This is a genomic window from Micromonospora sp. WMMD964 (assembly GCF_029581455.1).
Taxonomy (GTDB): Bacteria; Actinomycetota; Actinomycetes; order Mycobacteriales; family Micromonosporaceae; genus Micromonospora.
The window spans coordinates 6301463-6324876 of record NZ_CP120860.1 but is presented as its reverse complement, the minus strand read 5'-3'; the positions used below and the strand labels follow the sequence as shown (position 1 = coordinate 6324876).

Annotated in this window: 22 protein-coding genes, 1 pseudogene and 1 riboswitch; of the genes and pseudogenes, 7 read left to right on the top strand and 16 right to left on the bottom strand. The window is 72.9% G+C overall.

All coding sequences use genetic code 11. The features are described from left to right. Positions 1–21: 21 nt before the first annotated feature. Positions 22–153, bottom strand: a riboswitch (cyclic di-AMP (ydaO/yuaA leader). Between the two features lie 113 nt (positions 154–266). The 3 genes from O7616_RS28740 to O7616_RS28730 all read right to left on the bottom strand — a co-directional run bounded on the left by O7616_RS28740 (position 267) and on the right by O7616_RS28730 (position 4481). Then, positions 267–1184: a cation diffusion facilitator family transporter gene (locus O7616_RS28740; RefSeq protein WP_282257324.1), complete on the bottom strand. Its 918-nt coding sequence runs from the start codon at positions 1182–1184 to the stop codon at positions 267–269. 105 nt (positions 1185–1289) lie between these two features. After that, the gene (locus O7616_RS28735; protein ID WP_282304818.1) at positions 1290–3407 is read right to left on the bottom strand and encodes an AAA family ATPase; all 2118 of its coding nucleotides are present in this window, start codon (positions 3405–3407) and stop codon (positions 1290–1292) included. A 108-nt stretch (positions 3408–3515) separates the two neighbouring features. After that, positions 3516–4481, bottom strand: coding sequence for an alpha/beta hydrolase (locus O7616_RS28730; RefSeq protein WP_282304816.1), 966 nt, complete (start codon positions 4479–4481; stop codon positions 3516–3518). A 169-nt stretch (positions 4482–4650) separates the two neighbouring features. Here O7616_RS28730 and O7616_RS28725 point away from each other — a divergent pair, with 169 nt between their 5' ends. Then, a complete protein-coding gene (locus O7616_RS28725) occupies positions 4651–5277 on the top strand; it encodes a carbonic anhydrase (RefSeq protein WP_282304815.1) in 627 nt (208 codons plus the stop codon). Positions 5278–5364: 87 nt separating this feature from the next. Here the strand turns inward: O7616_RS28725 and O7616_RS28720 are convergent, their stop codons facing one another. After that, positions 5365–5694: a hypothetical protein gene (locus O7616_RS28720; RefSeq protein WP_282257332.1), complete on the bottom strand. Its 330-nt coding sequence runs from the start codon at positions 5692–5694 to the stop codon at positions 5365–5367. Positions 5695–6001: 307 nt separating this feature from the next. Here O7616_RS28720 and O7616_RS28715 point away from each other — a divergent pair, with 307 nt between their 5' ends. From O7616_RS28715 to O7616_RS28705, 3 genes are all read left to right on the top strand, one after another. Further along, positions 6002–6493, top strand: coding sequence for a DUF3145 domain-containing protein (locus O7616_RS28715; protein ID WP_030330284.1), 492 nt, complete (start codon positions 6002–6004; stop codon positions 6491–6493). Positions 6494–6589: 96 nt separating this feature from the next. Further along, positions 6590–8323: a glycoside hydrolase family 3 N-terminal domain-containing protein gene (locus tag O7616_RS28710; RefSeq protein ID WP_282307758.1), complete on the top strand. Its 1734-nt coding sequence runs from the start codon at positions 6590–6592 to the stop codon at positions 8321–8323. Positions 8324–8401: 78 nt separating this feature from the next. Then, positions 8402–8620, top strand: a complete 219-nt coding sequence (locus tag O7616_RS28705; protein ID WP_282304814.1) for a hypothetical protein — start codon at positions 8402–8404, stop codon at positions 8618–8620. A 50-nt stretch (positions 8621–8670) separates the two neighbouring features. On the opposite strand, the gene fabF is transcribed toward O7616_RS28705, so the two are convergent. From fabF to O7616_RS28665, 8 genes and pseudogenes are all read right to left on the bottom strand, one after another. Beyond that, positions 8671–9897 carry a beta-ketoacyl-ACP synthase II gene (fabF, locus tag O7616_RS28700; protein ID WP_282304813.1) on the bottom strand — a complete coding sequence of 409 codons (1227 nt, stop codon included), beginning with the start codon at positions 9895–9897 and terminating at the stop codon, positions 8671–8673. Between the two features lie 2 nt (positions 9898–9899). Continuing rightward, a complete protein-coding gene (locus O7616_RS28695) occupies positions 9900–10139 on the bottom strand; it encodes an acyl carrier protein (protein WP_053653162.1) in 240 nt (79 codons plus the stop codon). A gap of 84 nt (positions 10140–10223) precedes the next feature. Beyond that, the gene (locus O7616_RS28690; RefSeq protein WP_282304812.1) at positions 10224–11168 is read right to left on the bottom strand and encodes a beta-ketoacyl-ACP synthase III; all 945 of its coding nucleotides are present in this window, start codon (positions 11166–11168) and stop codon (positions 10224–10226) included. Between the two features lie 14 nt (positions 11169–11182). Continuing rightward, positions 11183–12091, bottom strand: a pseudogene (locus O7616_RS28685) (ACP S-malonyltransferase); the annotation flags it as partial. A gap of 78 nt (positions 12092–12169) precedes the next feature. Next, a complete protein-coding gene (locus O7616_RS28680; protein ID WP_282304811.1) occupies positions 12170–13471 on the bottom strand; it encodes a helix-turn-helix domain-containing protein in 1302 nt (433 codons plus the stop codon). 11 nt (positions 13472–13482) lie between these two features. Then, entirely contained in the window at positions 13483–14322 is an 840-nt protein-coding gene (locus O7616_RS28675; protein ID WP_282304810.1) for a septum formation family protein, read from the bottom strand. A 96-nt stretch (positions 14323–14418) separates the two neighbouring features. After that, positions 14419–15096, bottom strand: a complete 678-nt coding sequence (locus tag O7616_RS28670; protein ID WP_282304809.1) for a response regulator transcription factor — start codon at positions 15094–15096, stop codon at positions 14419–14421. Next, positions 15093–16298 (bottom strand): histidine kinase, encoded by a 1206-nt coding sequence (locus tag O7616_RS28665; RefSeq protein ID WP_282304807.1) that lies wholly within the window; start codon positions 16296–16298, stop codon positions 15093–15095. The genes O7616_RS28670 and O7616_RS28665 overlap by 4 nt, the downstream gene beginning before the upstream one ends. A 119-nt stretch (positions 16299–16417) precedes the next feature. Here O7616_RS28665 and pyrE point away from each other — a divergent pair, with 119 nt between their 5' ends. Together pyrE and O7616_RS28655 are read left to right on the top strand one after the other, a co-directional pair. Beyond that, positions 16418–16960 (top strand): orotate phosphoribosyltransferase, encoded by a 543-nt coding sequence (gene pyrE, locus O7616_RS28660; RefSeq protein WP_282304806.1) that lies wholly within the window; start codon positions 16418–16420, stop codon positions 16958–16960. A gap of 195 nt (positions 16961–17155) precedes the next feature. Beyond that, positions 17156–17521 (top strand): hypothetical protein, encoded by a 366-nt coding sequence (locus O7616_RS28655; RefSeq protein WP_282304804.1) that lies wholly within the window; start codon positions 17156–17158, stop codon positions 17519–17521. Positions 17522–17634: 113 nt separating this feature from the next. On the opposite strand, the gene O7616_RS28650 is transcribed toward O7616_RS28655, so the two are convergent. Further along, positions 17635–18285 carry a hypothetical protein gene (locus tag O7616_RS28650; RefSeq protein WP_282304802.1) on the bottom strand — a complete coding sequence of 217 codons (651 nt, stop codon included), beginning with the start codon at positions 18283–18285 and terminating at the stop codon, positions 17635–17637. 271 nt (positions 18286–18556) lie between these two features. Here O7616_RS28650 and O7616_RS28645 point away from each other — a divergent pair, with 271 nt between their 5' ends. After that, positions 18557–19141, top strand: a complete 585-nt coding sequence (locus O7616_RS28645; protein WP_282304801.1) for a copper resistance CopC family protein — start codon at positions 18557–18559, stop codon at positions 19139–19141. 62 nt (positions 19142–19203) lie between these two features. Here the strand turns inward: O7616_RS28645 and gltX are convergent, their stop codons facing one another. From gltX to O7616_RS28630, 3 genes are read right to left on the bottom strand one after another with little or no spacing between them, the layout of a single operon-like run. Then, the gene (gene gltX, locus O7616_RS28640) at positions 19204–20613 is read right to left on the bottom strand and encodes a glutamate--tRNA ligase (protein WP_282304800.1); all 1410 of its coding nucleotides are present in this window, start codon (positions 20611–20613) and stop codon (positions 19204–19206) included. Between the two features lie 50 nt (positions 20614–20663). Next, positions 20664–21941, bottom strand: a complete 1278-nt coding sequence (locus O7616_RS28635) for an MFS transporter (protein WP_282304799.1) — start codon at positions 21939–21941, stop codon at positions 20664–20666. Continuing rightward, positions 21938–23287 (bottom strand): GH1 family beta-glucosidase, encoded by a 1350-nt coding sequence (locus O7616_RS28630; protein WP_282304798.1) that lies wholly within the window; start codon positions 23285–23287, stop codon positions 21938–21940. Before O7616_RS28630 ends, O7616_RS28635 begins: the two co-directional genes overlap by 4 nt. Positions 23288–23414 lie beyond the last annotated feature (127 nt).

Genomic DNA, 23414 nt, shown 5'->3' with positions numbered 1-23414 from the left:
GGTCGTGCTGGTGCCACTGCGCAGTCCTTCCGTCAGCCGCCGACCGGGTTAGCTGACGGGTTCGGGACGGAAGATCCCTACCGCTGACGCGGATGCACCCCAGGAACGTGGTTCCCCGGTTCGCCCGTGCGGGCGATTAGGCGACGACCACCACCGGCGCCGGGAGGCGCCGCCTGGTGGCGGCCGGGACAGAGCCTACCGGTACCGGTGGGGCCGCTGCAGCGAATGTGACGGACGGTGCGTGCGTCATCACGGTGAATCGACCTTCACCACTCGATGGAGCCGCATTCTCCGGATGCCGCGCCCGGCTCGATCTGCAACGTGGCGTGCTCGATGCGGAAGTCGTCGTGCAGGGCGGTGCGCGCGGCGGTGAGCACCGCGCCGACCTCCGCGCCGGGCTCCATGGTCAGGTGGGCGGAGGCGACGTCCATGCCCGAGGTGAGCGTCCAGACGTGCAGGTCGTGCACCTCGACCACGCCGGGGACCGCGGCCAGCCGGTCGTGCACGGCGGTCACCTGGAGGTGTTCCGGTGCGGCCTGCACCAGGATGCGGATGGCCGCGCGGGCCAGCCGCCAGGTGCGCGGCAGGATGAACACGCCGATGGCGACGGCGACCAGCGGATCGGCCCACCACCAGTCGGTGACGGTGATGAGCACCGCCGCGCCGATCACGCCGACCGAGCCGAGCAGGTCGCCGAGCACCTCCAGGTAGGCGCCCTGGATGTTGATGCTCTCCCGCGCGCCGGCGCGGAGCAGGCCGAACGCGGCGATGTTCGCCAGCAGGCCGAGCACCGCCACCACGAGCATCGGACCGGTGATGACCTCGTGCGGGTCGCCGAAGCGGCGGATCGCCTCGATCACCACGTAGACCGCGACGCCGGAGAGCAGGACGGCGTTGGCCAGCGCGGCGAGCACCTCGAGTCGGTAGAGCCCGAAGGTGCGCTGCGGGTCGCCGGTGGCCCGTCGGGTGGCGGTGATCGCGGCGAGCGCCATGCCGATGCCGAGCACGTCGGTGAACATGTGCCCGGCGTCGGAGAGCAGGGCGAGCGAGCCGGTGTGCAGGGCGGTCACCGCCTCGACCACCATCAGGGTGGCGAGCAGCCCGAACGCCGCCCAGAGTCGCCCCCGGTGCTGGTGCGCGGCATTGGCGACGGACCCGTGGTGGTGGTCATGACCTGCGCCCACGTGAATCACCTTCCGCCGCGATCCGGGATCCGGTCCAATGTATGTTCACATCGCAATGTGTGCAAGTGTCAGGGCGGCGGCTCTCATCGGCCTCATCCGGGCAGGTCAGCCGGTCGGGTCGATGGTGGTGAGTCGCTGGGTGGCCCGGGACAGCGCCACGTACAGGGTGCGTACTCCGGCGCCCGGATCCGCCCTGATCTCGCTCGGAGCGACCAGCACCACCCCGTCGTACTCCATGCCCTTGGCCTCCAGGCTGGTGACCACCTGCAACCTCGGCGCGGCGAGCGCGTCGAGCCAGCCGACGACCTCGTCGCGGCGCGGCACCGGCGTGATCACGCCGACCGTGCCCTCCACCTCGGCCAGCAGGTCGGCGGCCGCCTTCACGGTCGCGGTCTCCAGCCCGGTCGCGGGCACCACCAACTCGACCGGATCGACCCCGCTGGAGCGGACGGCGCTCGGCAGCGGCAGATCCGGGTACAGCCGACGGATCTCCGCCGCCGCCACCGCGAAGATCTCGGAGGAGTTGCGGTAGTTGGTGGTCAGCGTGAAGTCGTGCCGTTTGCGCCGCCCCAGCGCCTGGTCCCGGGCCCGGTCCAACTCGTCGGGGTCGCCGGTCCACGCGGTCTGCGCGGGGTCACCCACCACGGTCCAGGAGGCCAACCGCCCCCGACGGCCGATCATCCGCCACTGCATCGGTGAGACGTCCTGCGCCTCGTCGACGACCACGTGCGCGTACTCCCGGTAGTCCTCCGGCCGCTCCCGGGCCGCCGCCCGGGCGGCCCGCTGCCGGTCGGCGGCGGTGCTCAGCTCGCGTACGCCCCCGGCGAGCTGGAACGGGTCACGACGGGCCCGGGCCGGTTGTGCCGGCTTCCCGAGCAACGCGTCCAGTTCGTCCAGCAGCGCGATGTCGGCGATGGTGAGCCCGGCCGGGTCCAGGTCCCGGTACGCGGCGGTGAGCAGCCGGATCTCCGCGCCGGAGAGGATCCCCCCGGCGTACCGGCGCAGCCGGTCCGGCCGGGTCAGCCAGCCGAGCACGTGCCGAGGGTGCAGACGCGGCCACCACGCCTTCAGGAACTCCCGGAACTCCGACCGCTCGGCGATCTCCGCCTCGAAGGCCCGCTGCTCCGGCAGCCGGGTGACGCCCACCTCACGGGCCTGCGCCCAGAGCGCGGCGAACACCCCGTCGAAGCCGGCCCGGCGCACCTCGTTGCGTCGGGCGCCCCGGTGCAGCGCGCGGTCCCGGATCCGGTCCAGCGTCGTCCGGTCCAGCCGCAGCAGCGTGCCCCGGTAGAGCAGCCGCAGCTCACCCGGGCCGCCCGGCACCGCGTCGCGGGACGCCCGCTCCAGCACCCGACGCATCCGCAGCGAGCCCTTCACCGCAGCCACCTCGGGCGGGTCGGTGCGGGTGGCGGTCATCCCCGGGAAGAGGGTGCCCAGCGAGTGCAGGGTCGCGGTGTCCTCACCGAGCGACGGCAACACTGAGCCGATGTACTCCACGAAGACCGACGACGGGCCCACCACCAGGATGCCGCCGCCCGCGTACCGGCTGCGGTCGGAGTAGAGCAGGAACGCGGCCCGGTGCAGGGCCACCGCCGTCTTGCCGGTGCCGGGGCCACCCGCGACGATCGTCACCCCGTTACCGGGCGAGCGGATCGCCTCGTCCTGCTCCCGCTGGATGGTCGCCACGATGTCCCGCATGCCCCGGCCGGTGGCCTTGGACAGGGTGGCCAGCAACGCGCCGTCACCGACGACCGTCATCCCCTCCGGAGCGGCGGTCGGGTCCAGCAGGTCGTCCTCGATCCGGGTGACCCGCTCGGCGCGGGACTGGATCGTGCGGCGACGCACCACGTTCAGCGGCTGCGCCGGGGTGGCCTGGTAGAAGGCGGCGGCGGCCGGCGCCCGCCAGTCGACGACGAGGGTGCTGGCGTCCTCGTCCCGGATCCCGAGCCGCCCGACGTGCAGCACCTGACGGTCGCGCAGGTCCAGCCGGCCGAAGACCAGCCCCTCGTGCTCGGCGTCCAGCGTGTGCCGTCGCTGTGCCGCGTGGAAGACCATCGCGTCGCGCTCCACGAGCGCGCCGAACGTGCCCACCCGAGCCATCCGGTAGCCGTCGCGCTCGGCGCGGACCGCCGACTGCCGCAGCTCGGCCAACCGGGCGTACACCCGGTCGAGGTGGCGTTGCTCGACGGCGATCTCCTGCTCCAGGCCGGTCTGGTCGGTCAACGCACGCTCCTTCGACTGTCGCCGGCAGGCGGCGGGAACCGCGCAGGCCGACCGCAGAAGGGTACGGCCCCGGGCCCGGCCCGCCGCGCCCGAGGTGCGGGAACGTGCTCAGGCGGGGGTCGCGTCGAGGCTGCGGGAGGGCGGTTCGGCGAGCACCCGGCGCAGGACTCCGGTGAGCGCGGCGTTGACCTCGTCCGGACGTTCCATCATCAGCATGTGCCCGGCACCAGGGCAGATGGTCAGCTCGGTGGCCGGCAGAGTCGCCGCGATCGACTCGGCGCACGGCGGTGGGGTCAGCCGGTCCCGGTCGCCGACCAGTGCGGCGGCCGGCAGCGGAGCCAGCGCGGCGAGGGTTTCCAGTCGATGCTGGGCGCCGATGGAGGCGCGAAACCCCCCGATCGAGCGCAGCGAGGCGCGCGCCACCGCCGAGGTCACCAGGCGGAGGTCGGACGGTTCGCACCGGTCGCCGAACAGCATCCACCGGATGCTCGGCCGCAGCGCGTTCAACAACGCTCGGGGTGCCCGCCAGGAACCGCATCGGGCCAACACGCCGGCACCCGTCGTCTCGGCCAGCCGGATCAGCCGGGCGATCCGCGGCGAGAGGCCGTAGACGGTGTGCGTGTGCCCCTCGGCGGTGGTCGAGACGAAGACCAGCCCGGCGGTACGGGCGGCGAAGTGCTCCGGGTGGCGGTGGGCGTACTCCATGATCGTCATGCCGCCCATCGAGTGCCCCACCAGGACCACCGGCCCGGTCGGCGCCACGGTGTCGATCACCGTGGCCAGGTCGTCGCCGAGCTGGGCCAGGGTGGCGGTGGGCAGCGCCATGCAGCTGGAGCGGCCGTGCCCCCGCGCGTCGTAGGTGACCACCCGCACCGCCCCGCCGAGCGACGCCGCGCCGAGGGCCTCGACCTGCCGGTGCCAGGCGCGCCCGTCGAGCGTCCAGCCGTGCAGCAGGACGGCCGTCACCTGGGCGTCCGCCGGCCCGGTCACCCCGACGTTGAGCCGTACGCCGTCCGGCATGGCGACCTCGAGCCGTACGCCGTCCGGCTCGGTGACCTCGAATCGCTCCGGCATCGCCACCTCCCCAGGGCCGCCCAGCACCACGAGCACCGGGATACCCGGCGGTAACACCGGCTACCCGCCATGAGAGCACGCCAATCGCGCCAGGGCGAACATTCCCGACCCCGCCCCTGATCGGCGGCGGAAGGCCAAGCTGAACGGCATGGGGTCGTCGGGAGCACCCATGGGCGGGACGCCGGGGCAGGAACGGCAGGCCGGCGGAACGCCCCGCGCCGCGCTGGCCGACCTGCTCGCCGGGAACCGGCGGTTCGTCAGCGGCCAGCCGATCCACGGGCACGACGTCACGGCCGCCGCGGCAGCGGCCTCCGGTGACCAGCAGCCGTACGCGGTGGTGCTCGGCTGCATCGACTCGCGGGTTCCGCTGGAGGCGATCTTCGACCAGACGTTCGGCGCGATCTGCGTGATCCGTACCGGTGGGCACGTGCTCGACCGGGCGGTGTGCGGCTCCATCGAGTACGTGGTCCGGCAGCTCGGCGTACCCCTGGTGATGGTCCTCGGCCACGAGCGGTGCGGCGCGGTGGGTGCCACGGTGGACGCGCTGCGCACCGGGGAACGTCCCGGGGGGTCGCTGGCGTACCTGGTGGACGAGATCGCTCCAGCGGTGACCGAGACCGGGGTCGACGACCCGGCGGCGCACCCGCTGGCGATCCGCCGGCACGTCCGGCGGACGGTGCGCACGCTGCGCGACGACGACCTGCTGGCCGGGCTGGTGGCCGCCGGTCGGGTGGCCGTCACCGGCGGCCTCTACGACCTCGCCACCGGTGAGGTCGCCCTCCTCGACCCGGGCTGACCGTCCGCGCCGCCGGTCCGAGCGCACGCGAAACCGCCCGCCGGGAAGTCCCGACGGGCGGTTTCAGATGATGCGGTGGGGGAGGGCTCAGCCCTCGAAGACACCGGCCGCGACGAGGCGCTTCTCGGTGGCCTCCCAGCCGTCACCCGGGTGGGTGGCAGCCAGGGTGTTGATCTCCGCCCGGATCTTGGCGGCGTGGCCGGCGGCGGCCAGCACGCGGATCTCCTCGACGAAGGCGTCCGAGTCGGTGCGCAGGTGCGCGGTCTTGCCGTTGGTCAGGTTCCGCACGTAGGCGTGCTTGCCGCCGTTGAGCGGGATGAGGTACTTGAACTCGCCCAGCACGCTGAGGGCGCCACCCTGGCCAGCCTGGCCGGCCCGGACTGACGCGCGCGCGGTCTTAGAGGTGTTGCTCGCCACGGAGGTACTCCTTGCAAGACGTACGGGAGGACTGGACGTCCGGGGGCTGTGTGCGGGCCGAACGGACTCGGCTCGCGTAGGTGTAACGCGGCAGAAGCCGCCGGTGGAACTGTACAGGACCACGACATCATGCTGGTCGTCGCGGTGTCCTGAGAGGCAACGGCAGCCACCCGTCCGGCTATTCCGCCCGGCGTTTTTTCCGATTCCCTGGCGCACCACGCGTCACAGGAGTCATCATGTGTTGCACGAGCCACCTGGGTGGTCGAGGTCGTAGGGGAAGACGCACCTCGCTCTCCGGGAGGTCACCGTGCCAACGCGTGGCGTCGTATACGTCCACTCGACCCCGCTCGCCGTGTGCTCACACGTCGAGTGGGCGATCGCGCGCGTCCTAGCCGCGCCGGTCAACCTGCAGTGGACGGCTCAGCCCGTCGACCCCGGCGCACGCCGGGCCGAGTGCGGGTGGACCGGCCGTCCGGGAACGGGCGCCGAGCTGGCTGCTGCCCTACGGCAGTGGCCCATGATCCGTTTCGAGGTCACCGAGGAGCCGAGTCCCGGTGCCGACGGTGAACGCTTCATGTACGTGCCGGCCCGTGGCCTGTTCCGGGCCACCGTCGGCGTGGCCGGGGACATCCAGCTCGGCGAGGACCGGCTGCGGACGCTGATGGCCGCCTCCCGGGCCCCGGAGGCGCTGGCGCACGCGCTGGACAAGGCGCTGGGCACCGCGTGGGACGCCGACCTGGAGCCCTACCGCTACGCCGGCGACGGCGCGCCGGTGACCTTGCTCACCCGGGTCGGCTGACTCGTCCGCGTGCCGGTCGGGCAACCTGCACGCACGTCGTCGCTGGCGCCTGCGGGCGGAAAGGTCAAGTTGCCCCGATAAGGGGGAACTGATGGGATAGGCCGCGTGTCGAATCGCCCGTGGCGCGCCACCGTCGCAGTCGCCGCCCTGACCGCCCTGCTCGTCTCCGGCTGCTCCGGTTCCGCCGAACGCCCGGCCCCGACGCCGAGCCCGTCCGGCACCTCGGCGGCGCCCGGCACCTCCGCCGCGCCGCCGGCCGGCGACCCCGCCGCCCGGGCCGCCGCGCTGGTCGCCACGCTGTCCGACGAGGACCTGGTCGGCCAGGTGCTCATGCCGTACGCCTACGGCGACTCGGCGACGAAGGTCTCGGCCGGCTCGGCCGCCGGCAACCAGGCCCTCGCCGGAGTCGACACCCCCGCCGACATGATCAGCAAGTACCGGCTGGGTGGCCTGATCCTGGTCGGCTTCAGCGCCGACGACCCGACCAAGGGCAACCAGGAGACCACGAACGTCGACAACCCGAAGCAGGTGCACGACCTCACCACCGGGCTGCGCGCCGCCGCCGGTCGCCTCGCCGCCGGCCCCGCGCCCCTGCTGATCGGCACCGACCAGGAGTACGGCGTCGTCACCCGCGTGACCGACGGGGTCACGCTGCTACCCAGCGCGCTCGCGGCGGGCGCGGCCGGCGACCCGAAGCTGACCGAGGCCGCCTGGCGGGCCGCCGGCGCCGAGCTGGCCGCGATGGGAATCAACGTCGACTTCGCCCCGGTGGCCGACGTGCTGGCCACCCGCAGCACCGTGATCGGCTCCCGGTCGTACGGCTCCGACCCCAAGCAGGCCGCCGCGCAGGTGGGCGGCGCCGTCCGCGGCCTCCAGGCCGTCGGGGTCGCGGCCACCCTGAAGCACTTCCCCGGGCACGGCCACAGCGCCGACGACTCCCACCAGGATCTGCCGGTGCTCACCCAGTCCGCCGAAGCGTTGCAGAACGGCGCGTGGCCGCCGTTCACCGCCGGCATGGACGCCGGGGCGATGGCGGTGATGTCCGGCCACCTGGACGCTCAGGCGATCGACCCGGGGACCCCGGCGACGTTCTCGCACAAGCTGCTCACCGACGTCCTGCGCGGCCGGCTCGGATTCAAGGGCGTGGTGATCACCGACGGGATGAACATGCCGCCCGCGAAGCGCTGGGCGCCCGGCGAGGCGGCGGTCCGCGCGCTGAACGCCGGTAACGACCTCATCCTGATGCCCCCGAACGTCGGTCAGGCGTACGACGGGCTGCTCGCCGCGCTACGCGGCGGGTCACTGCCCCGGACCCGGCTGGTCGAGGCGGTCACCCGGGTGTTGACCATGAAGTTCCGGCTCGCGGACACCCCGGCCGCGCAGATGTCCACGCTCAACTCCCCGGAACACCGCGCGGCGGCCGACGCGCTGGCCGCCGCCGCCGTCACCGTGCTGCGAGGAGCCTGTGGCAAGGCGGTGGCCGGGCCGATCACCGTCACCTCCTCCGGCGGTCGGGACGGAACCCGGGCCGCCCTCACCGCCGCGCTGACCGCCGCCGGTGTGCCGGTGAAGCCCAGCGGCGGCACGATCGTGCACCTGGTCGGTTACGGCGACGGCGCCACCGACCTGCGGCCCGACGCGGCGGTCACGGTCGCCATGGACACCCCGTACGTGCTGAGCGACGCGAAGTCGCCGACACTGCTGGCCACCTACTCGTCCAGCCGGGCGTCGATGACGGCGTTGGCCGCCGTGCTGGCCGGCAAGGCCAAGCCGAGCGGCAGATCACCGGTGGCCGTGTCCGGCCTGCCCGCCACCACCTGCGGCACCTGACCGGCGCGGCGTCCGACCCCGGTCGGCCGGTGCGAAAACGGCTCGCTCCGGGCCGTCCGCCCTGACAGTCTCCCGGGCATGGGAGCGCCAGGAGGATTCCGGTACGTGCGGCGGGCCGACGGCACGGTGGTGATCACCCACCACGGGCGGGCGGCCGGCGTGCTGCGTGGTGCCCGGGCGGCGGAGTTCCTCGCCGAGGTCGACGACGACCCGCAGTTGGTGATGGCCCGGTGGACCGGCAACTACCGGCACGGCAACGAGCGCACCGCCAAGCAGCACCCCCGCAACCGGGGCTGAACGAGCGGAACGGGCCACCTCCGATCGGAGGTGGCCCGTTCCGGGCAGGCTCAGGGGCGGGCGAAGACCAGCGCCACGTTGTGGCCGCCGAAGCCGAACGCGTTGTTCAGCGCCGCCGGGATCTCCATGTGGCGGGCCTTGTGCGCGGCGACGTCCAGGGTGAGGCCGGGCTCCGGGTCGTCCAGGTTGATCGTCGGAGGGACGACACCGTCGCGGATGGCCAGGATGGTGGCGATCGACTCCAGCGCCCCGGCCGCACCGAGCAGGTGACCGGTCATCGACTTCGTCGCGGACAGCACCGGGTGGTCACCGAGCGCCTTGTGCAGCCCGCCGATCTCCAGCATGTCCCCGACCGGGGTCGAGGTGGCGTGCGCGTTGACGTGCACGATGTCCCGCTTCGCCACGTCCGCGTCCGCGATCGCCTTGGCGATGGCCCGGATGGCGCCCTCGCCCTCGGCGTGCGGCTGCACGATGTCGTACGCGTCCGAGGTGATGCCGGCACCGGCGAGACGCGCGTACACCCGGGCGCCCCGGGCGGCCGCGTGCTCGGCCCGCTCCAGCACCACGATGCCGGCGCCCTCGCCGAGGACGAAGCCGTCCCGGCCCCGGTCCCACGGACGGGAGGCGCGCTCCGGCTCGTCGTTGCGGGTCGACATGGCCCGCATCGAGCTGAAGCCGGCGATCGGCAGCGGGTGGATGACCGCCTCGGTGCCGCCGGCCACCACCACGTCCGCCCGACCGGAGCGGATGATGTCCAGGCCGAGAGCGATCGCCTCGGCGCCGGTGGCGCAGGCGCTGGCCACCGAGTGCACACCGGCCTTCGCGCCCAGCTCCAGCCCGACCCAGGCGGCCGGACCGTTCGGCATCAGCATCGGGATGGTGTGCGGGGAGACCCGCCGTGGCCCGGAAGCCTCCAGGATGTCGTCCTGGGCGAGCAGGGTGGTGGCACCACCGATGCCGGAGCCGACGCTGACGGCCAGCCGTTCCCCGTCGAGGTCGGAACCGGCCAGACCGGCGTCGGCCCAGGCCTGCTGCGCCGCGATGATCGCGATCGCCTCGGAGCGGTCCAGGCGGCGCAGTCGGACCCGGTCCAGCACCTCGGACGGCTCCACGGCCAACTGGGCGGCGATCCGGACCGGCAGTTGCGCGGCCCACTCCTGGGTGAGGGCACTCACCCCGGAGCGGCCGGCGAGCATGGCGTCCCAGGTCGACGCGACGTCCCCGCCAAGCGGGGTCGTCGCGCCGAGCCCGGTGACGACGACGTCAGGACGACTCATGATCAGGACTGCGCCTCGATGTAGCTGACGGCGTCACCGACGGTCTTGAGGTTCTGCACCTCGTTGTCCGGGATCTTGACGCCGAACTTCTCCTCGGCGGCGACCACGACCTCCACCATGGAGAGCGAGTCGACATCGAGGTCGTCGGTGAAGGACTTCCCCTCGGCAACGTCGTCCGGGTTCACCCCGGCAACCTCTTCGAGGATCTCGGCGAGGCCGGTGGTGATCTCGTCACGGGTCATTGCGGTTGGTTCCTTTCATCGGGGTTTCCGGCGGACGGCGTCGCCGACCGCCACTCCTGGACGCGTCCGCGCCCGAGGGGGTCATCAGGGGCAGCGGACGACCTGACCGGCGTAGGTCAGGCCGCCGCCGAACCCGAACAGCAGCACCGGCGCGCCCGAGGGCACCTCCCGGCGCTCGACGAGCTTGGACAGGGCCAGCGGAACGCTCGCCGCGGAGGTGTTGCCGGACTCGACGATGTCCTTCGCGATGATCGCGTTGGGGATGTTGAGCCGCTTGGCGATGCCGTCGATGATCCGGGCGTTGGCCTGGTGCGGCACGAACGCGGCCAGCTCCGACGGGGCCACCCCGGCCCGCTCGCAGGCCTGCAGCGCGAGCGGCGCCAGCGCGGTGGTGGCCCAGCGGAACACCGCCTGCCCCTCCTGCTGGACGTACGGGCGCCAACCCTCGATGCGGACCGCGTCGCTCTTCTCCGGCACCGAACCCCAGACCACCGGTCCGATCCCGGCCGGCTCGTCGTCGGCGGTGGCGGAGACCACCGCCGCGCCGGCACCGTCGGCGAAGATGATGCAGGTGGAGCGGTCGGTCCAGTCGGTGAAGTCGGACAGCTTCTCCGCGCCGATGACGATCGCGTTGCGCGACGCACCGGCCCGGATGGCGTGGTCGACGGTGCCCAGCGCGTACGCGAAGCCGGAGCAGGCCGTGTTGACGTCGAACGCGCCCGGCGCGGCGATGCCCAGCTTGGCGGCGACCCGGCAGGCCACGTTGGGGCTGCGGTCGACGGAGGTGCAGGTGGCCACCACGACCAGGTCGATGTCGGCGGCGGTCAGGCCGGAGTTGGCCAGCGCCTTGCCGGCGGCGGCGGCGGCCATGTCGGCCACCGTCTCGGTGTCGGCGATCCGCCGGCTGACGATGCCGACCCGGTCCCGGATCCACTCGTCGTTGGTGTCGACGAGCTGGGCGATGTCGTCGTTGGTCACCACCCGGGAGGGTTGGTAGTGCCCCATCGAGACGATGCGACTGCCAGTCATGAGCGACCTCCGATGCGGGCGATCAGGTCCCGTGCGGCCGGCAGGTCGTCCGGGGTGTTCAGGGTGACGATCTCCGGGGCGCCGTCGCCCTTGAGGTCCCGCTTCACCAGCCCGGCGAGAGTGCCGGCCGGTGGCAATTCGATCACGCCGGTGACCCCGAGGTCGGCCAGCGTACGCATGCACAGATCCCACCGCACCGGCGCGGTGACCTGACGCACGAGGCGCTGCACCATCGCGGCACCGTTGTCGACAGCCGTGCCGTCGAGGTTCGACAGCAGGAGGCGGGCCGGGTCGGCGGGGGTGATCTCGGCGGCGAACGAGGCGAGCGCGGTCTCGGCCGGGGCCATGTACGGGGTGTGGAAGGCTCCGGCCACCTTGAGTCGGATGATCCGGGTCCGCGCGGGCGGCTCGGCGGCGAGCTTGTCGAGCCCCTCCAGCGAGCCGGCGGCGACGATCTGCCCGGCACCGTTGCGGTTGCCCGGGTACAGCTCGTGCGTCTCGATCGCGGCGAGCACCTCGTCGGGGTCGCCGCCGAGCACCGCGGCCATGCCGGTCGGCTCCAGCGCGCACGCGGCTGCCATCTCCCGGCCGCGGACGCCGGCGAGGCTGATCGCGGCTTCGGGCGTCAGCACACCGGCCAGGGCGGCGGCACCCAACTCGCCGACGCTGTGGCCGGCGGTGAGCGCGACGTCGTCCAGCGGCAGGTGCTCGCCGGCGAGCAGCGCGGCGGCGACCAGCAGCGGCTGGGTGCGAGCGGTGTCCTTGATCTCGTCGGCGTCGGCCTCGGTGCCCAGGTGCAGCAGGTCGACCCCGGCCAACGCGGACCACTCGCGCAGACGCGCCTCGGTGCCGGTCAGGTCGAGCCAGGGGGTCAGGAAGCCGGGTTTCTGGGAACCCTGGCCGGGACTAAGTACGGCGAGCACGCCTATGACTCTCCCGGATACGCGCGGGTAATGCTGTGCCGCCCCCGACCAAACCGCACTAGTGCCTTTGGAGGTTTCCTACAAAGATCGGCGGGGATCATCCTCGTTTTGAGCGGTTTTCCGGGCGGCCGGGGTCATTGTCTGAGTCGGGACGGGTGCGGCGGGCGGGGCGACCGGATCCAACCGGCCCACGGTCAGCGCGACCTGGAGGGCGAACGCGTCCCGAGGGGACAACGGCGAGAAGCCGGTCACCTCGGCGATGCGCCGCAACCGGTACCGCACGGTGTTCGGGTGGACGAACAGGGCGCGCGCCGCGCTCTCCAGCGTGCCACCGGCGGCGAGGAACGCGTCCAGGGTCGCCAGCAGTTCGCCACCGGCGCGCACCAGCGTCGCGTACACGTCGTGCCGCAACCGTCGACGGGCCTCGGCGTCACCCGCGAGCGCCCGCTCCGGCAACAGGTCGGCGGCCGGCACCGGCCGGGGAGCGCTGGGCCACGCCGGCGCCGCCCGGAAACCGGACAGCGCCGCCCGCGCCGACTCGGTGGCCTCGTCCAGGCTCGGCACGGCCGGACCGACCACCACCGGGCCGTCGCCGAACGCGCTCAGCAACTTGGCGGTGGCGGTCATCGGGTCCGCCGCGCCACCCAACACGATCACCAGCCGGTCGCCGTGCACACCGCCGATCACCTCCACGCCGATCCGGCGGGCCTGCCGGTACACCACGTGCAGCACCGCGGAGACCTCCCCGCCGGGCGACCGACCGACCGCCACCGCCACCGGCGGCGCGTCCGCCCAGCCGAGCGCTGCGGCCCGACTGGCCAGCACGTCCGGCGAGTCACCGCGCAGCAGCGCGTCGACGAGCAGGGCCTGCAACCGGGCGTCCCAGGCACCACGGGACTCGGCGGCCCGCGCGTACACCCGGGCGGCGGCGAACGCGATCTCCCGGGAGAAGCGCAACACCGCCTCGCGGAGTTGCTGCTCCTCGCCCTCGGCGGCCAGGTGCGACACCTGCTCCTCGACCACGTCGATGGTCACCTTGATCAACGCCACGGTCTGTTGGAGGGTGATCGACCGGGCCAGCGCCTGCGGAGCGGCGGCGAAGACCTCGTCCGAGACCTCCTGGGTGCTGTCCGCGGTGCCGCCGCCGTCCTGCAACCACTGCACCAGCGATCGGGCACCCGCCTGGGCCACCAGCATCACCCAGGAGCGCTGGTCGGCCGGTAACGCCCGGAACCACGGCAGGGTCTCGTCCATCCGGGCCACGCTGGAGGTGGCCAACGCCCCCGCCGAACGTTCGATCCGGCGCAGCGTGGCCGACAGCTCTCCACCGCCCGGCGTACTCACCGCCCTAGCCTGACACGTTCTGAGCAGGTCATCCACGTCGGGACCGGTCAGCGGGTGGCAGCAAGGACCTTCCGACCGGCGCCCTTGACCGACGCGTCGAGCGCCTGGTCGGGGCTGTGCAGGAGGCACCCCACGCCGAGCCTGCCCGCCTGCCACTCGGGCTCGCCCTCCGGCGTGAACCAGAACATCTCGAACCGGCTCTGCACGTCCTGCTCCGACACCCCGACATACCGGGAGACGGTGGTCAGGCACCCCGCGTCCCTGATCTCGTCGGTGAGTTCCTCGACCTCCGGCCCCGCCCGCCAGATGCCGGCGAACTCGGTGTCGTGCGGCCCGGTGCACGAGGCGGGGGGCAGATCGCCGGCCTCGGTCGGGTCGGTGAAGCAGGTGTACCTCAGCGGTGATTCACCGGTCAGGGCACCGCGCAGGCTGTTCGCCCGGGGGTTCGGGAACCACCGGTCCATCGCGTGCATCTCCAGCAGGTCGCAGCGGTACCACCGCTCACCCGCCTCCCAGCGCGCGGCCGACGGGGTCAGCGTTCGCATCGCCAGCCGCGACTCGCGCCACTCGCCGCCCAGGAAGACGGCGGCCTCGGCGTCGCAGGCCTCGTGCAGCCGCGCCATCCCCTCGGAGTCGGCGGCCGGTGGCGCCGACGCGGCGCCGTCCGCGCCGGTGATCCGGCCGACCAGGAACGTCTCCACGTCGTGCTTCGAGGAGCAGGGAATCGGGAGGTACGCCTCCGGGCTGCGGTCGTCGGAGGCGGTGGCGTGGCACACCCCCGTCGAGGGGACGAAGGTCGAGGTCTTCTTCGTGAAGGGGACGCCGTCACAACCGCTCGCCCCGATGGTCAGCGCCACGAGGATCGTCGTTCCCCACGAACGTCGCACGTCGTCCCCATTCTGCACAGCTACCATCGGCGTGAATGCCGGACAGCGTACGACGGGTCGACGGCCGTCGTTGTCCAGGGTGGACTCCCGTGGTGCTCACCGCCGCGGGGGAGTGGGCAGGCCCAACTCCTGGGCCAGGATCGCGGCCTGCACCCGGCTCCGCAGGCCCAGCTTCGCCAGGATCCGGCTCACGTGCGTCTTGGTGGTGCTCTCCGCCAGCGCCAGCCGGTCGGCGATCTGCTGGTTGGACAGGCCCAGGCCGAGGCAGGCCAGTACGTCCCGCTCGCGCGGAGTGAGGGTGTCCGACGCGGCCCGGGTGTCGGCCGACGCGCTCGGCGTGGTGGCCGCGAAGGCGGCGATCAACCGTCGGGTGACCGCGGGAGCGATGAACCCGTCGCCCCGCGCCACCGTACGCACCGCGTCCACCAGGCCGTCGGCGTCGGTGTCCTTCAACAGGAACCCGGCCGCGCCGGCCCGCAACGCCCCGAAGACGTACTCGTCGAGGTCGAAGGTGGTGAGCACCAGCACGTCGGCGAGCACGTCGGTGACGATCTCCCGGGTCGCGGAGATCCCGTCCCGGCGGGGCATCCGGACGTCCAGCACCGCCACGTCCGGGCGCAACTCCCGGCACAACCGCACCGCCTCGTCGCCGTCGGCCGCCTCGCCGACCACCTCGATCCCCGGCGAACCACCCAGGATCAGGGCCAGCCCGGCCCGTACCGCCGGTTGGTCGTCCGCGAGCACCACCCGTACCGGCGCCACCGCGTCGCTCATCCGCCCTCCCCGATGGGCAGCGCGGCGCGGACCTGCCAGCGGCCGTCGTGCGGGCCGGCGCTGAACCGGCCGGCCAGCAGGGTGGCGCGTTCCCGCATCCCGATCAGCCCGGCCCCGGCGCCGGGTAGCCCGGCCCCGTCGCGGCGCACCGGGTTCTCCACAGTCAGCACCACCTCCGCCGGTCGGTACGCGATCGTCAGGTCCGCCTCACCCGTGCCGTGCTTGAGCGCGTTGGTCAGCGACTCCTGCACGATCCGGTACGCGGCGAGGTCCACCCCCACCGGCAGCGGGCTCGGCGCGCCGTCAGTGCGTACCCGCACCGCGAGGCCGGCAGCCCGTACCCGCTCGACCAGCTCGTCCGTCTCGGCGAGCCGGGCGCTGACCGACTCCGGCATCGCCACGCCGTCACCCGCCGGGCCCGGTCCGCCCCCGGCACCCGGCTCGCGGAGCACCTCGATCATCTGACGCATCTCCGCCAGGCCCTGCACGCTGCTCTCCCGGATCACCCGCAACGCCGCCTCGACCTGACCGCGATCCAACCCGGGCACGGACAGCACGGCGGTGGCGTGGATCGCCACCGCGCTGAGGTGGTTGGCGACCACGTCGTGCAGCTCCCGGGCCATCCGGGCGCGTTCCGCGCTGACCGCCTGCCGGCGGTCCAACTCGACCAGGCGGGCGGTCTGCTCGGCCCGGGCCCGTTCGGCGGCAGCCTGGTCGCGGTACTGCCGCACGCTGATCCCGGTCAGGACCGGCAGCAGGCCGACGAGCACCACCAGCACCCCGATGGCCACCCCGCTCCACTCGTCGGTGAGGACCACGCCGACGACCGCACCGATCACGCTCAGCCCGATGGTCGCCCGCAGCAGCCACCGCCACAGCCGGGGTGGGCCGTAGACGCAGGCGTCGTAGAGCACCTGGGTGTAGATCAGGATCGTCCCCAGCGAGCCACCGAGGGCGATGTCCACCACCACCGCCGTCGTGCCGACGGCGAGGCTGGCGCGCGGGGCGACGAGGCGCAGGCCCACGGCGACGCACATCGCCAGCAGCGGCGGCAGGAACAGGACCGCGGGCACGTCCGGGTGCGGGCGGATCTGCGGTTGCCAACCGAGGGTCCACAGCACCAGCCCACCGGCCAGCGACGCCCCGGCCAGCGCCAGGTCCCGGCCGCGGGTGCCGGAGCCGAGCCACGGTGGCGGACGCATGCCCTGATCCCACCACAGCCGCACCCGCTCGGACTCCGACCGGGGGAGGACGCCGCCGCCCCCGCCATGCGCCGAAAGGGGTACGCGGACAGCGCCCCGACGGCCGGACAATGATCATCATGACCGATGTGGAAGCCCGAGCCGCACTGGCTCGTGAGATCGACACCACCTGCCGCCTGACGGGCACGTTCGTGCTCCGCTCCGGACGGACCGCCGACGAGTACTTCGACAAGTACCGCTTCGAAGCGGATCCGCGCCTGCTGGACCGGGTAGCCGCCCAGTTGGCACCCCTCGTTCCGACGGACACCGAGGTGCTCGCCGGGTTGGAGATGGGCGGGATCCCGGTGGTGACCGCGCTCGCTCGGCACACCGGGCTGCCCTGCGCCTTCGTCCGCAAGAGTGCCAAGCCGTACGGGACGGCCCGGCTGGCCGAGGGGGCCGAGTCGGCCGGTCGACGGGTGCTCATGGTCGAGGACGTGGTCACCTCCGGCGGTCAGGTGGTCATCTCGACCGGCCAACTACGCGAGTTGGGTGCCCGGGTGGAACATGCCATCTGTGTCATCGACCGGGCCGAGGGTGGGGCGCAGGCGCTCGCCGATCACGGCGTGGCCCTTCGGGCGCTCTTCACCCGAGCGGATCTGGAGGCTCACCGCACCCGCTGACCGTCGAACCGGCCGGTCGCGACGCCGGGGTGAACGACGCGAGAAGACGCTGTGAACTGGGCAACCGGCGTCCGCGCTCACCGTGCTGCGCACTGGTCGCCCGGGTACGCCGTGCACGGCCCGTCGGGCCCGGCCAGTACGGTGACAGGGCACGTCGGGGGCATCCGGGGTGAGACGAACGTGAGGAGACCGGGGATGGCGCACGGGGAGGCCGACCACGGCTGCGCCCAGGGCGAGCCCTGCCGTCCGGGGCACCACGACCCGCAGCCGGCCGGCAAGCACCGCCGGTCGGTCGGCGGTGCGCCATTCGTCGGTGGTGAGGTTGAGGCCCTGGACCGACGGCTGCACCCGGGGGAGCCGCCCGCCGGTCGAGCCGACGACGAACCCGCTCTTCCGCGTCAGCGCTCCGGCGAGCCCGGCGCCCTCGGTGCGGCCGACGTCGACGTCCCGGCTGGTTGCCTCAGCGAACTTCCCGGCTGGGCCGGGGCGCATCGGCACGGTCCGGTCCGGCCGCGCCCGCGCGCCACCCGCCGCGAACGCCCACCCCGCCGCTGGTGCTGACCTGATCACCGCCCGCCGCTGACCGGCGGGTGCGGCTGCCGCTGTTCAGCGGGCACGGCTGGTCAGCGCGTGCGGTTGACCGGCAGGCGCGGTCGACCAGCTCGTGCGGCTGGTCAGCGCGTGCGGCGCCGGATCAGCAGGGCGATCCCGGCGAGGCCGACCGTGATGGTCAGCATCACCCCGACGTTGAGCAGCAGCAGTCGTTGCAGGTCGCCGAGCGCCTCGTCGAGATCCTTGGCGGGGTCGAGCGTGTCCTCCGGGAGCACCCGCTCGCCGCCGCCCACGCCGCCGCTGACCGTGTCGAACTGCCGCTCCAGCGGCACGCCGGCGGTGCGCAGGGTCTCGGACATGCTGAGTCGACCCAGGAACCAACCGGCGCTGGTCTTGCGGCCGTCCGGCTGCTTCGCCGGCCGGTAGACCCGGGGGCCACCGATCGCCTTGGGATAGAGGTCGTAGGTCTGCTTCGGGGTGTCCCCGGCGAGCACCACGACCGTGTACTTCGGACCGAGGTCGGCGGCCTTCGGGCCCTTGGCCATGCCGGTGCCGGCGAGGAAGTTGACCTGGTCGATGACCGCGCCCACGTGGGCGGGCTGCGTCTCCGCTCGTAACTGCAACGGTGCGGACAACCCCACGCCGGTGATGTCCACTCCGGCGGGTGCGGGCTTCGGCGCGGCCGAGGCCGGGCCGACGGTGCCGAGTGACAGCAGCGCCGTCGCCAGCGCGCCCGCCAGCACGGCGGCCAACCGCCTCATCTGTCGGACCATCCCGCCTCCTCGCCCCGTTCGATGGATGGCATCGTTCGTGTCGTCCGGACCGGTCTGCCGGTACGACGCCGACCGGAGGGTCGGGGTCATCTTTACAGACTCCGGGGAACGTCGATGAGTTGCAGCAAGTGGAGCAGTAATTGGAACTATCTGCGATCTCGGCTCGACTAATGAGGAGCCGTTTGATCAGCGGGCGGATCGTACCCTTACGGAGGGGTTCATGGGGGGCAGGGTTACACGTACGGCGCGGGTAGTGCCAGTGGTGCTCGGCGTGGCGTTCGGTGTGTCGTTTCTGGCGCCGCCGACGCCGGCGGCAGCGCACAACTCGCTGACCGGCAGCGACCCGCGTGACGGTGCCAAAGTGGCGACGGCACCCGCCCGGATCGAGCTGCGGTTCCTCGCCAAGCCGGCACCGGCAACGACGAAGATCACAATAACGGGGCCGGACAATGTGGTCGCTGGCGGCCCACCCGTCTTCGACGGCAGCCGGGTACGGGTGCCGTTCAAGCCGGCGGCGGCGGGGCTCTACATCGTGGGCTACCAGCTCGCGTCCTCCGACGGGCACCCGGTGAAGGGTGAGGTGCGGTTCACCCTCACGACCGGCACCGCCGCCGACCCGTCCGCCTCGCCGTCGGCCACCCCGACCGTTGACGGCACCGCCCCGGCCGCCGCCGCGAGTCCGGCCGCCGAAGGGACGTCGTCCGTGACGCCGGTCGCCACCGCGGCGGGCAGCCCGCTGCCGGCCGCGCAGGAGAGCAGCCAGGTGCGCGGTTGGCTGTGGACGATCGGGGCGGCTCTGCTGGTGGGCACGCTCGTCGTCTGGTTGCAGCGGCGCCGCCGAGCCCGCCGCCGCTGACCGGCCGGGCGCCAGCCTGACCGGCTGGCGTCCGGCGACGGCGCGGGCGTCGGTGCCCGGGGTCAGACCAGGCGGAGGCGGGCGGCGCGGATTCGGGTCAGGGTGCGCTCGCGACCGAGCACCTCCAGCGACTCGAACAGCGGCAGGCCCACGGTGCGGCCGGTGACCGCGACCCGCACGGGTGCCTGCGTCTTGCCGAGCTTGAGGCCACGCTCGGCGCCGACCGCCTCCAACGTCGACTTCAGCGACTCGGCATCCCAGGACTCCAGCGCCTCGAAGGCCGCGACGGCGTCGTCGAGCAACTCGGCCGAGCCGTCCTTCATCGTCTTGGTCCACGCGGCCTCGTCGATCAACGGCGAGGCGAGGAAGAGGAAGTCGACGTTCGACACGATCTCGCTGAGCACCGCGATCCGCGTCTGGGCCAGCGGCGCGACGGCGGCGAACGCGTCGGCGTCGAACTCCTCGGGCTGCCACGGCGGCGGCGCGATCGTCTCGGTGCCGGTCAACCACGGCTGGCAGGCGTCGACGAAGTCGGCAACCGGGAGGGCGCGGATGTATTCGCCGTTGAAAGCGCGCAGCTTCTTCTCGTCGAAGAACGCGGGGGAGGGGTTGACCTCGTCCAGCCGGAACTCGTCCTCGATCACCGACCAGGGCACGATCTCCCGGTCGCCGGAGGGGGCCCAGCCGAGCAGCATCAGGTAGTTGCGCATCGCACCGGCGAGGTAGCCCTCCTCGCGGTACGCCTCCAGGGCGACCTTGTCGCGCCGCTTGGAGAGCTTCTGCCGCTTCTCGTTGACCACCACGGGCACGTGCGCCCAGATCGGCGGCTTGACCCCGAGGGCCTCCCAGAGCAACTGCTGCTTGGGGGTGTTGGGCAGGTGCTCCTCGGCCCGGATCACGTGGGTGATCCCCATGGTCATGTCGTCGACGACGTTGGCCAGCAGGAAGACGGGCGACCCGTCGCCCCGGGCGATGACGAAGTCCTCGATGAGCTTGTTCTCGAAGGTGGGCTCGCCGCGGATCAGGTCGACCACCACCGTGGCGCCCTCGTCGGGCGTACGGAAGCGCAGCGCGTGCCCCGGCCCCGGGCCGAGGCCGCGGTCGCGGTGGTAGCCGTCGTAGCCCTGGTACTGCGAGCCGGTGCGGGCCTGCACGTCCTCCCGGGTGCAGTCGCAGTAGTACGCGCGGCCCGACTCGTAGAGCCGGGCGGCGGCGGCCCGGTGCTCGCCGGCGTTCTCCGACTGGAAGTACGGGCCCTCGTAGCTGCCCCGGGAGATGCCGATCCAGTCCAGCGCGGAGAGGATGCCCTCGGTCCACTCGGGCTTGTTGCGTGCCGCGTCGGTGTCCTCGATACGCAGCACGAACACCCCGCCCTGCTGCCTGGCGTAGATCCAGTTCTGCAGCGCCGAGCGGGCGCCGCCGACGTGGAACATACCGGTCGGGGAAGGGGCGAAGCGCACACGTACCGTCACGCCCCCAGCCTACGGCGAGCGTCGACGGGTTTCCGCCACGGCCCCCTGACTCAGGGAACCGAGCGGATCTTGACGACCAACGCGCTGCCGATCAGGGTGACCACCGCCGTGACGGCGTAGAGCGTGGGGTAGCCGCCCAGGTACACCACGAGCGGCGCGGAGAGCGCCGGGCCGAGGACCTGCGGTGCCGAGTTCGCGATGTTGATGACGCCCAGGTCCTTGGCCCGGTCGGTGGCCCGGGGAAGCACCTGCGTGATCAGCGCGGCGTCCACCGAGAGGTAGACGCCGTAGCCCGCGCCGAGCAGCAGCGCGGCGACGATCGCCATCGGCCAGACCGGCGCGACAGCGAGCAGCAACGCCGCCACCGCCATGATCACGCCGGATGCGATCACGTAGATCTTGCGGCGGCCGGAGCGGTCCGACATCCGGCCGGCGACCACCGCCGTCAGCATCATGCCGAGCGTGTAGAGCAGGATCAGCACCAGCAGCGAGCCCTCGGGGTCGGGGTGGCGCACCCCGTCGGTGAGGAAGTACAGCAGGTAGAGGGTGCCCAGGGCATTGCCGAGCTGGACCAGGAACCGGGTGATCCAGGCCCAGGCGAAGTCCGGGTGCCGACGCGGGTTGATCCACATCGAGGCCAGCAGCGCCCGCGCGCGCACCACCTGCCGATGCGTACGCGGCAGCGGCTCGTCAGGAGTGAGCAGCGCGAACGGCAGCGACAACAGCAGGACGGCCACGGCGATGGCCAGGTAACCGGCGGCGTTGCCGGTGACCACGGCGGTGACCAGCACCGCGCCGAGCACCAGCCCGAGCGCCTGCGGGATGCCCACCCAACCCGAGACGCCGCCGCGCTGCGCCACCGGGACCCGGTCCGGGATGGCGGCGGTGAGGCTGGCGAGCATCGCGTTGAAGCAGACCTGGGCGGCGACCCAGCCGAGGGCGACCCCGAGGATGGTCCGCTGCTGCGCCAGCAGCACCAGGGCCGCCGCCCCGAGCACCGCCCCACCCGCGGTCCAGACGTGTCGGCGACCGAACTCGCGGCCGGCGACCCGCAGGCAGGTCCGGTCGGAGAACGCGCCGGCCAGGGGGTTGGCGAGCACCGCCGCCAGCGCGCCGAGGCCGGTGACCACGGCCAGCATGTTCTCCTTGTCGCCGGGCGCGATCTGCTCGATCTGCTGGGGCAGCAGCACCTGGATGGGCGTGAAGAACGCCATCCAGACGCCGAGGTTGGCGGCGAAGATCAGCCCGATCCAGCCGCGCCGCACCGGCACCGTCGGCTCGGCGAGCGCCGCCGGCAGCGACGCCGGCGTCGGGTCGACCGTGGTCATCGGGCCGACCCCGGCCGGCTGGCCGCGATGACGTCGCGCAGCCAGGTGTACGACGACTTCGGGGTACGGGTCTGCGTGGCGTAGTCGACGTGCACGAGGCCGAAGCGTTTGGTGAACCCCTCGGCCCACTCCCAGTTGTCCAGCAGTGACCAGACGAAGTACCCGCGCACGTCGACCCCGTCGTCGATGGCGGCCCGTACCGCCCGTAGGTGCCCGTCCAGGTACGCGATCCGCTGCGGGTCGGCCACCCGCCCGTCCGCGTCCGGCGCGTCGTCGTACGCGCACCCGCTCTCGGTGATCTCGATGGGCGGCAGCGCGTCCCGGTAGGTGTCCCGCAGCCAGCCGAGCAGCTCGTGCAGCCCGTCCGGGGCCACCGGCCAGTCGAAGGCGGTGCGCGGGTAGCCGTCGAGCGGGACGAGGTCGAACGGGAGGGGAGAACCCTCCTCGGCGGCGCGTACCCCCGTGGGGTTGTAGTAGTTCACCCCGAGGACGTCGATCGGTGCGGCGATCGTGTCGAGGTCGCCGGGGTGGACGATGCCCGGGTCGAGGCCGGGCAGTTCCGGGTAGCCGCGGCCCAGCAGCGGATCGGTGAAGAGCCGGTTGTGCAGAGCCTCGTACGCCTCCCCGGCGGCCCGGTCGGCGTCACCGTCGCCGAGCACCCGCACCGGGGAGTAGTTGTTGGCGATCGCCACCGGGCTGCCGGTGTGGGTCCGCAGCGCGGCCACCGCGAGCCCGTGCCCGAGCAGTTGGTGGTGGGCGGCCGGGAAGGCGTCGAAGAGCAGCATCCGGCCGGGGGCGTGTACGCCCATCCCGTACCCCATGCTCATGTGGATGAACGGCTCGTTCAGGGTGATCCAGAGCCGGACCCGGTCGCCGAGTCGGGCGGCGGTGAGGTCGGCGTAGTCGGCGAACCGGGTGGCGGTGTCGCGGTGCAGCCAGCCGCCGGCGTCTTCGAGGGGTTGGGGCAGGTCCCAGTGGTAGAGGGTCGCCACCGGGTCGACGCCGGCGGCCAGCAGGTCGTCCACCAGGCGGTCGTAGAAGTCCAGGCCGGGCGCGTTGGCCGGGCCGGTCCCGGTGGGCTGCACCCGGGGCCAGGCGATGGAGAACCGGTAGTCGGAGACGCCCAGCCCGCCCAGCAGCGCGACGTCCTCGGCGTGCCGGTGGTAGTGGTCGCAGGCCACCGCACCCGTGCTGCCGTCGCCGATCCGGCCCGGCGAGTGCGCGAACGTGTCCCAGATGGACGGACCGCGTCCGCCGACTGTGGTGGCGCCCTCGATCTGGTGGGCCGAGGTGGAGACGCCCCAGCGGAAGCCGGTGGGGAACTGGGGCAACGGTGCTCTCGACATGCGCCCTCCCGGTCAACGTGAAACGTGTTCGGGACTTTAGAGCGCTCTCGATGAATGCGCCATAGGCCGCTCTGGCGCTATCCGCAATGGCTGATCGGCGTGTCTTTTTCCAAACCCGTCCAGGTAA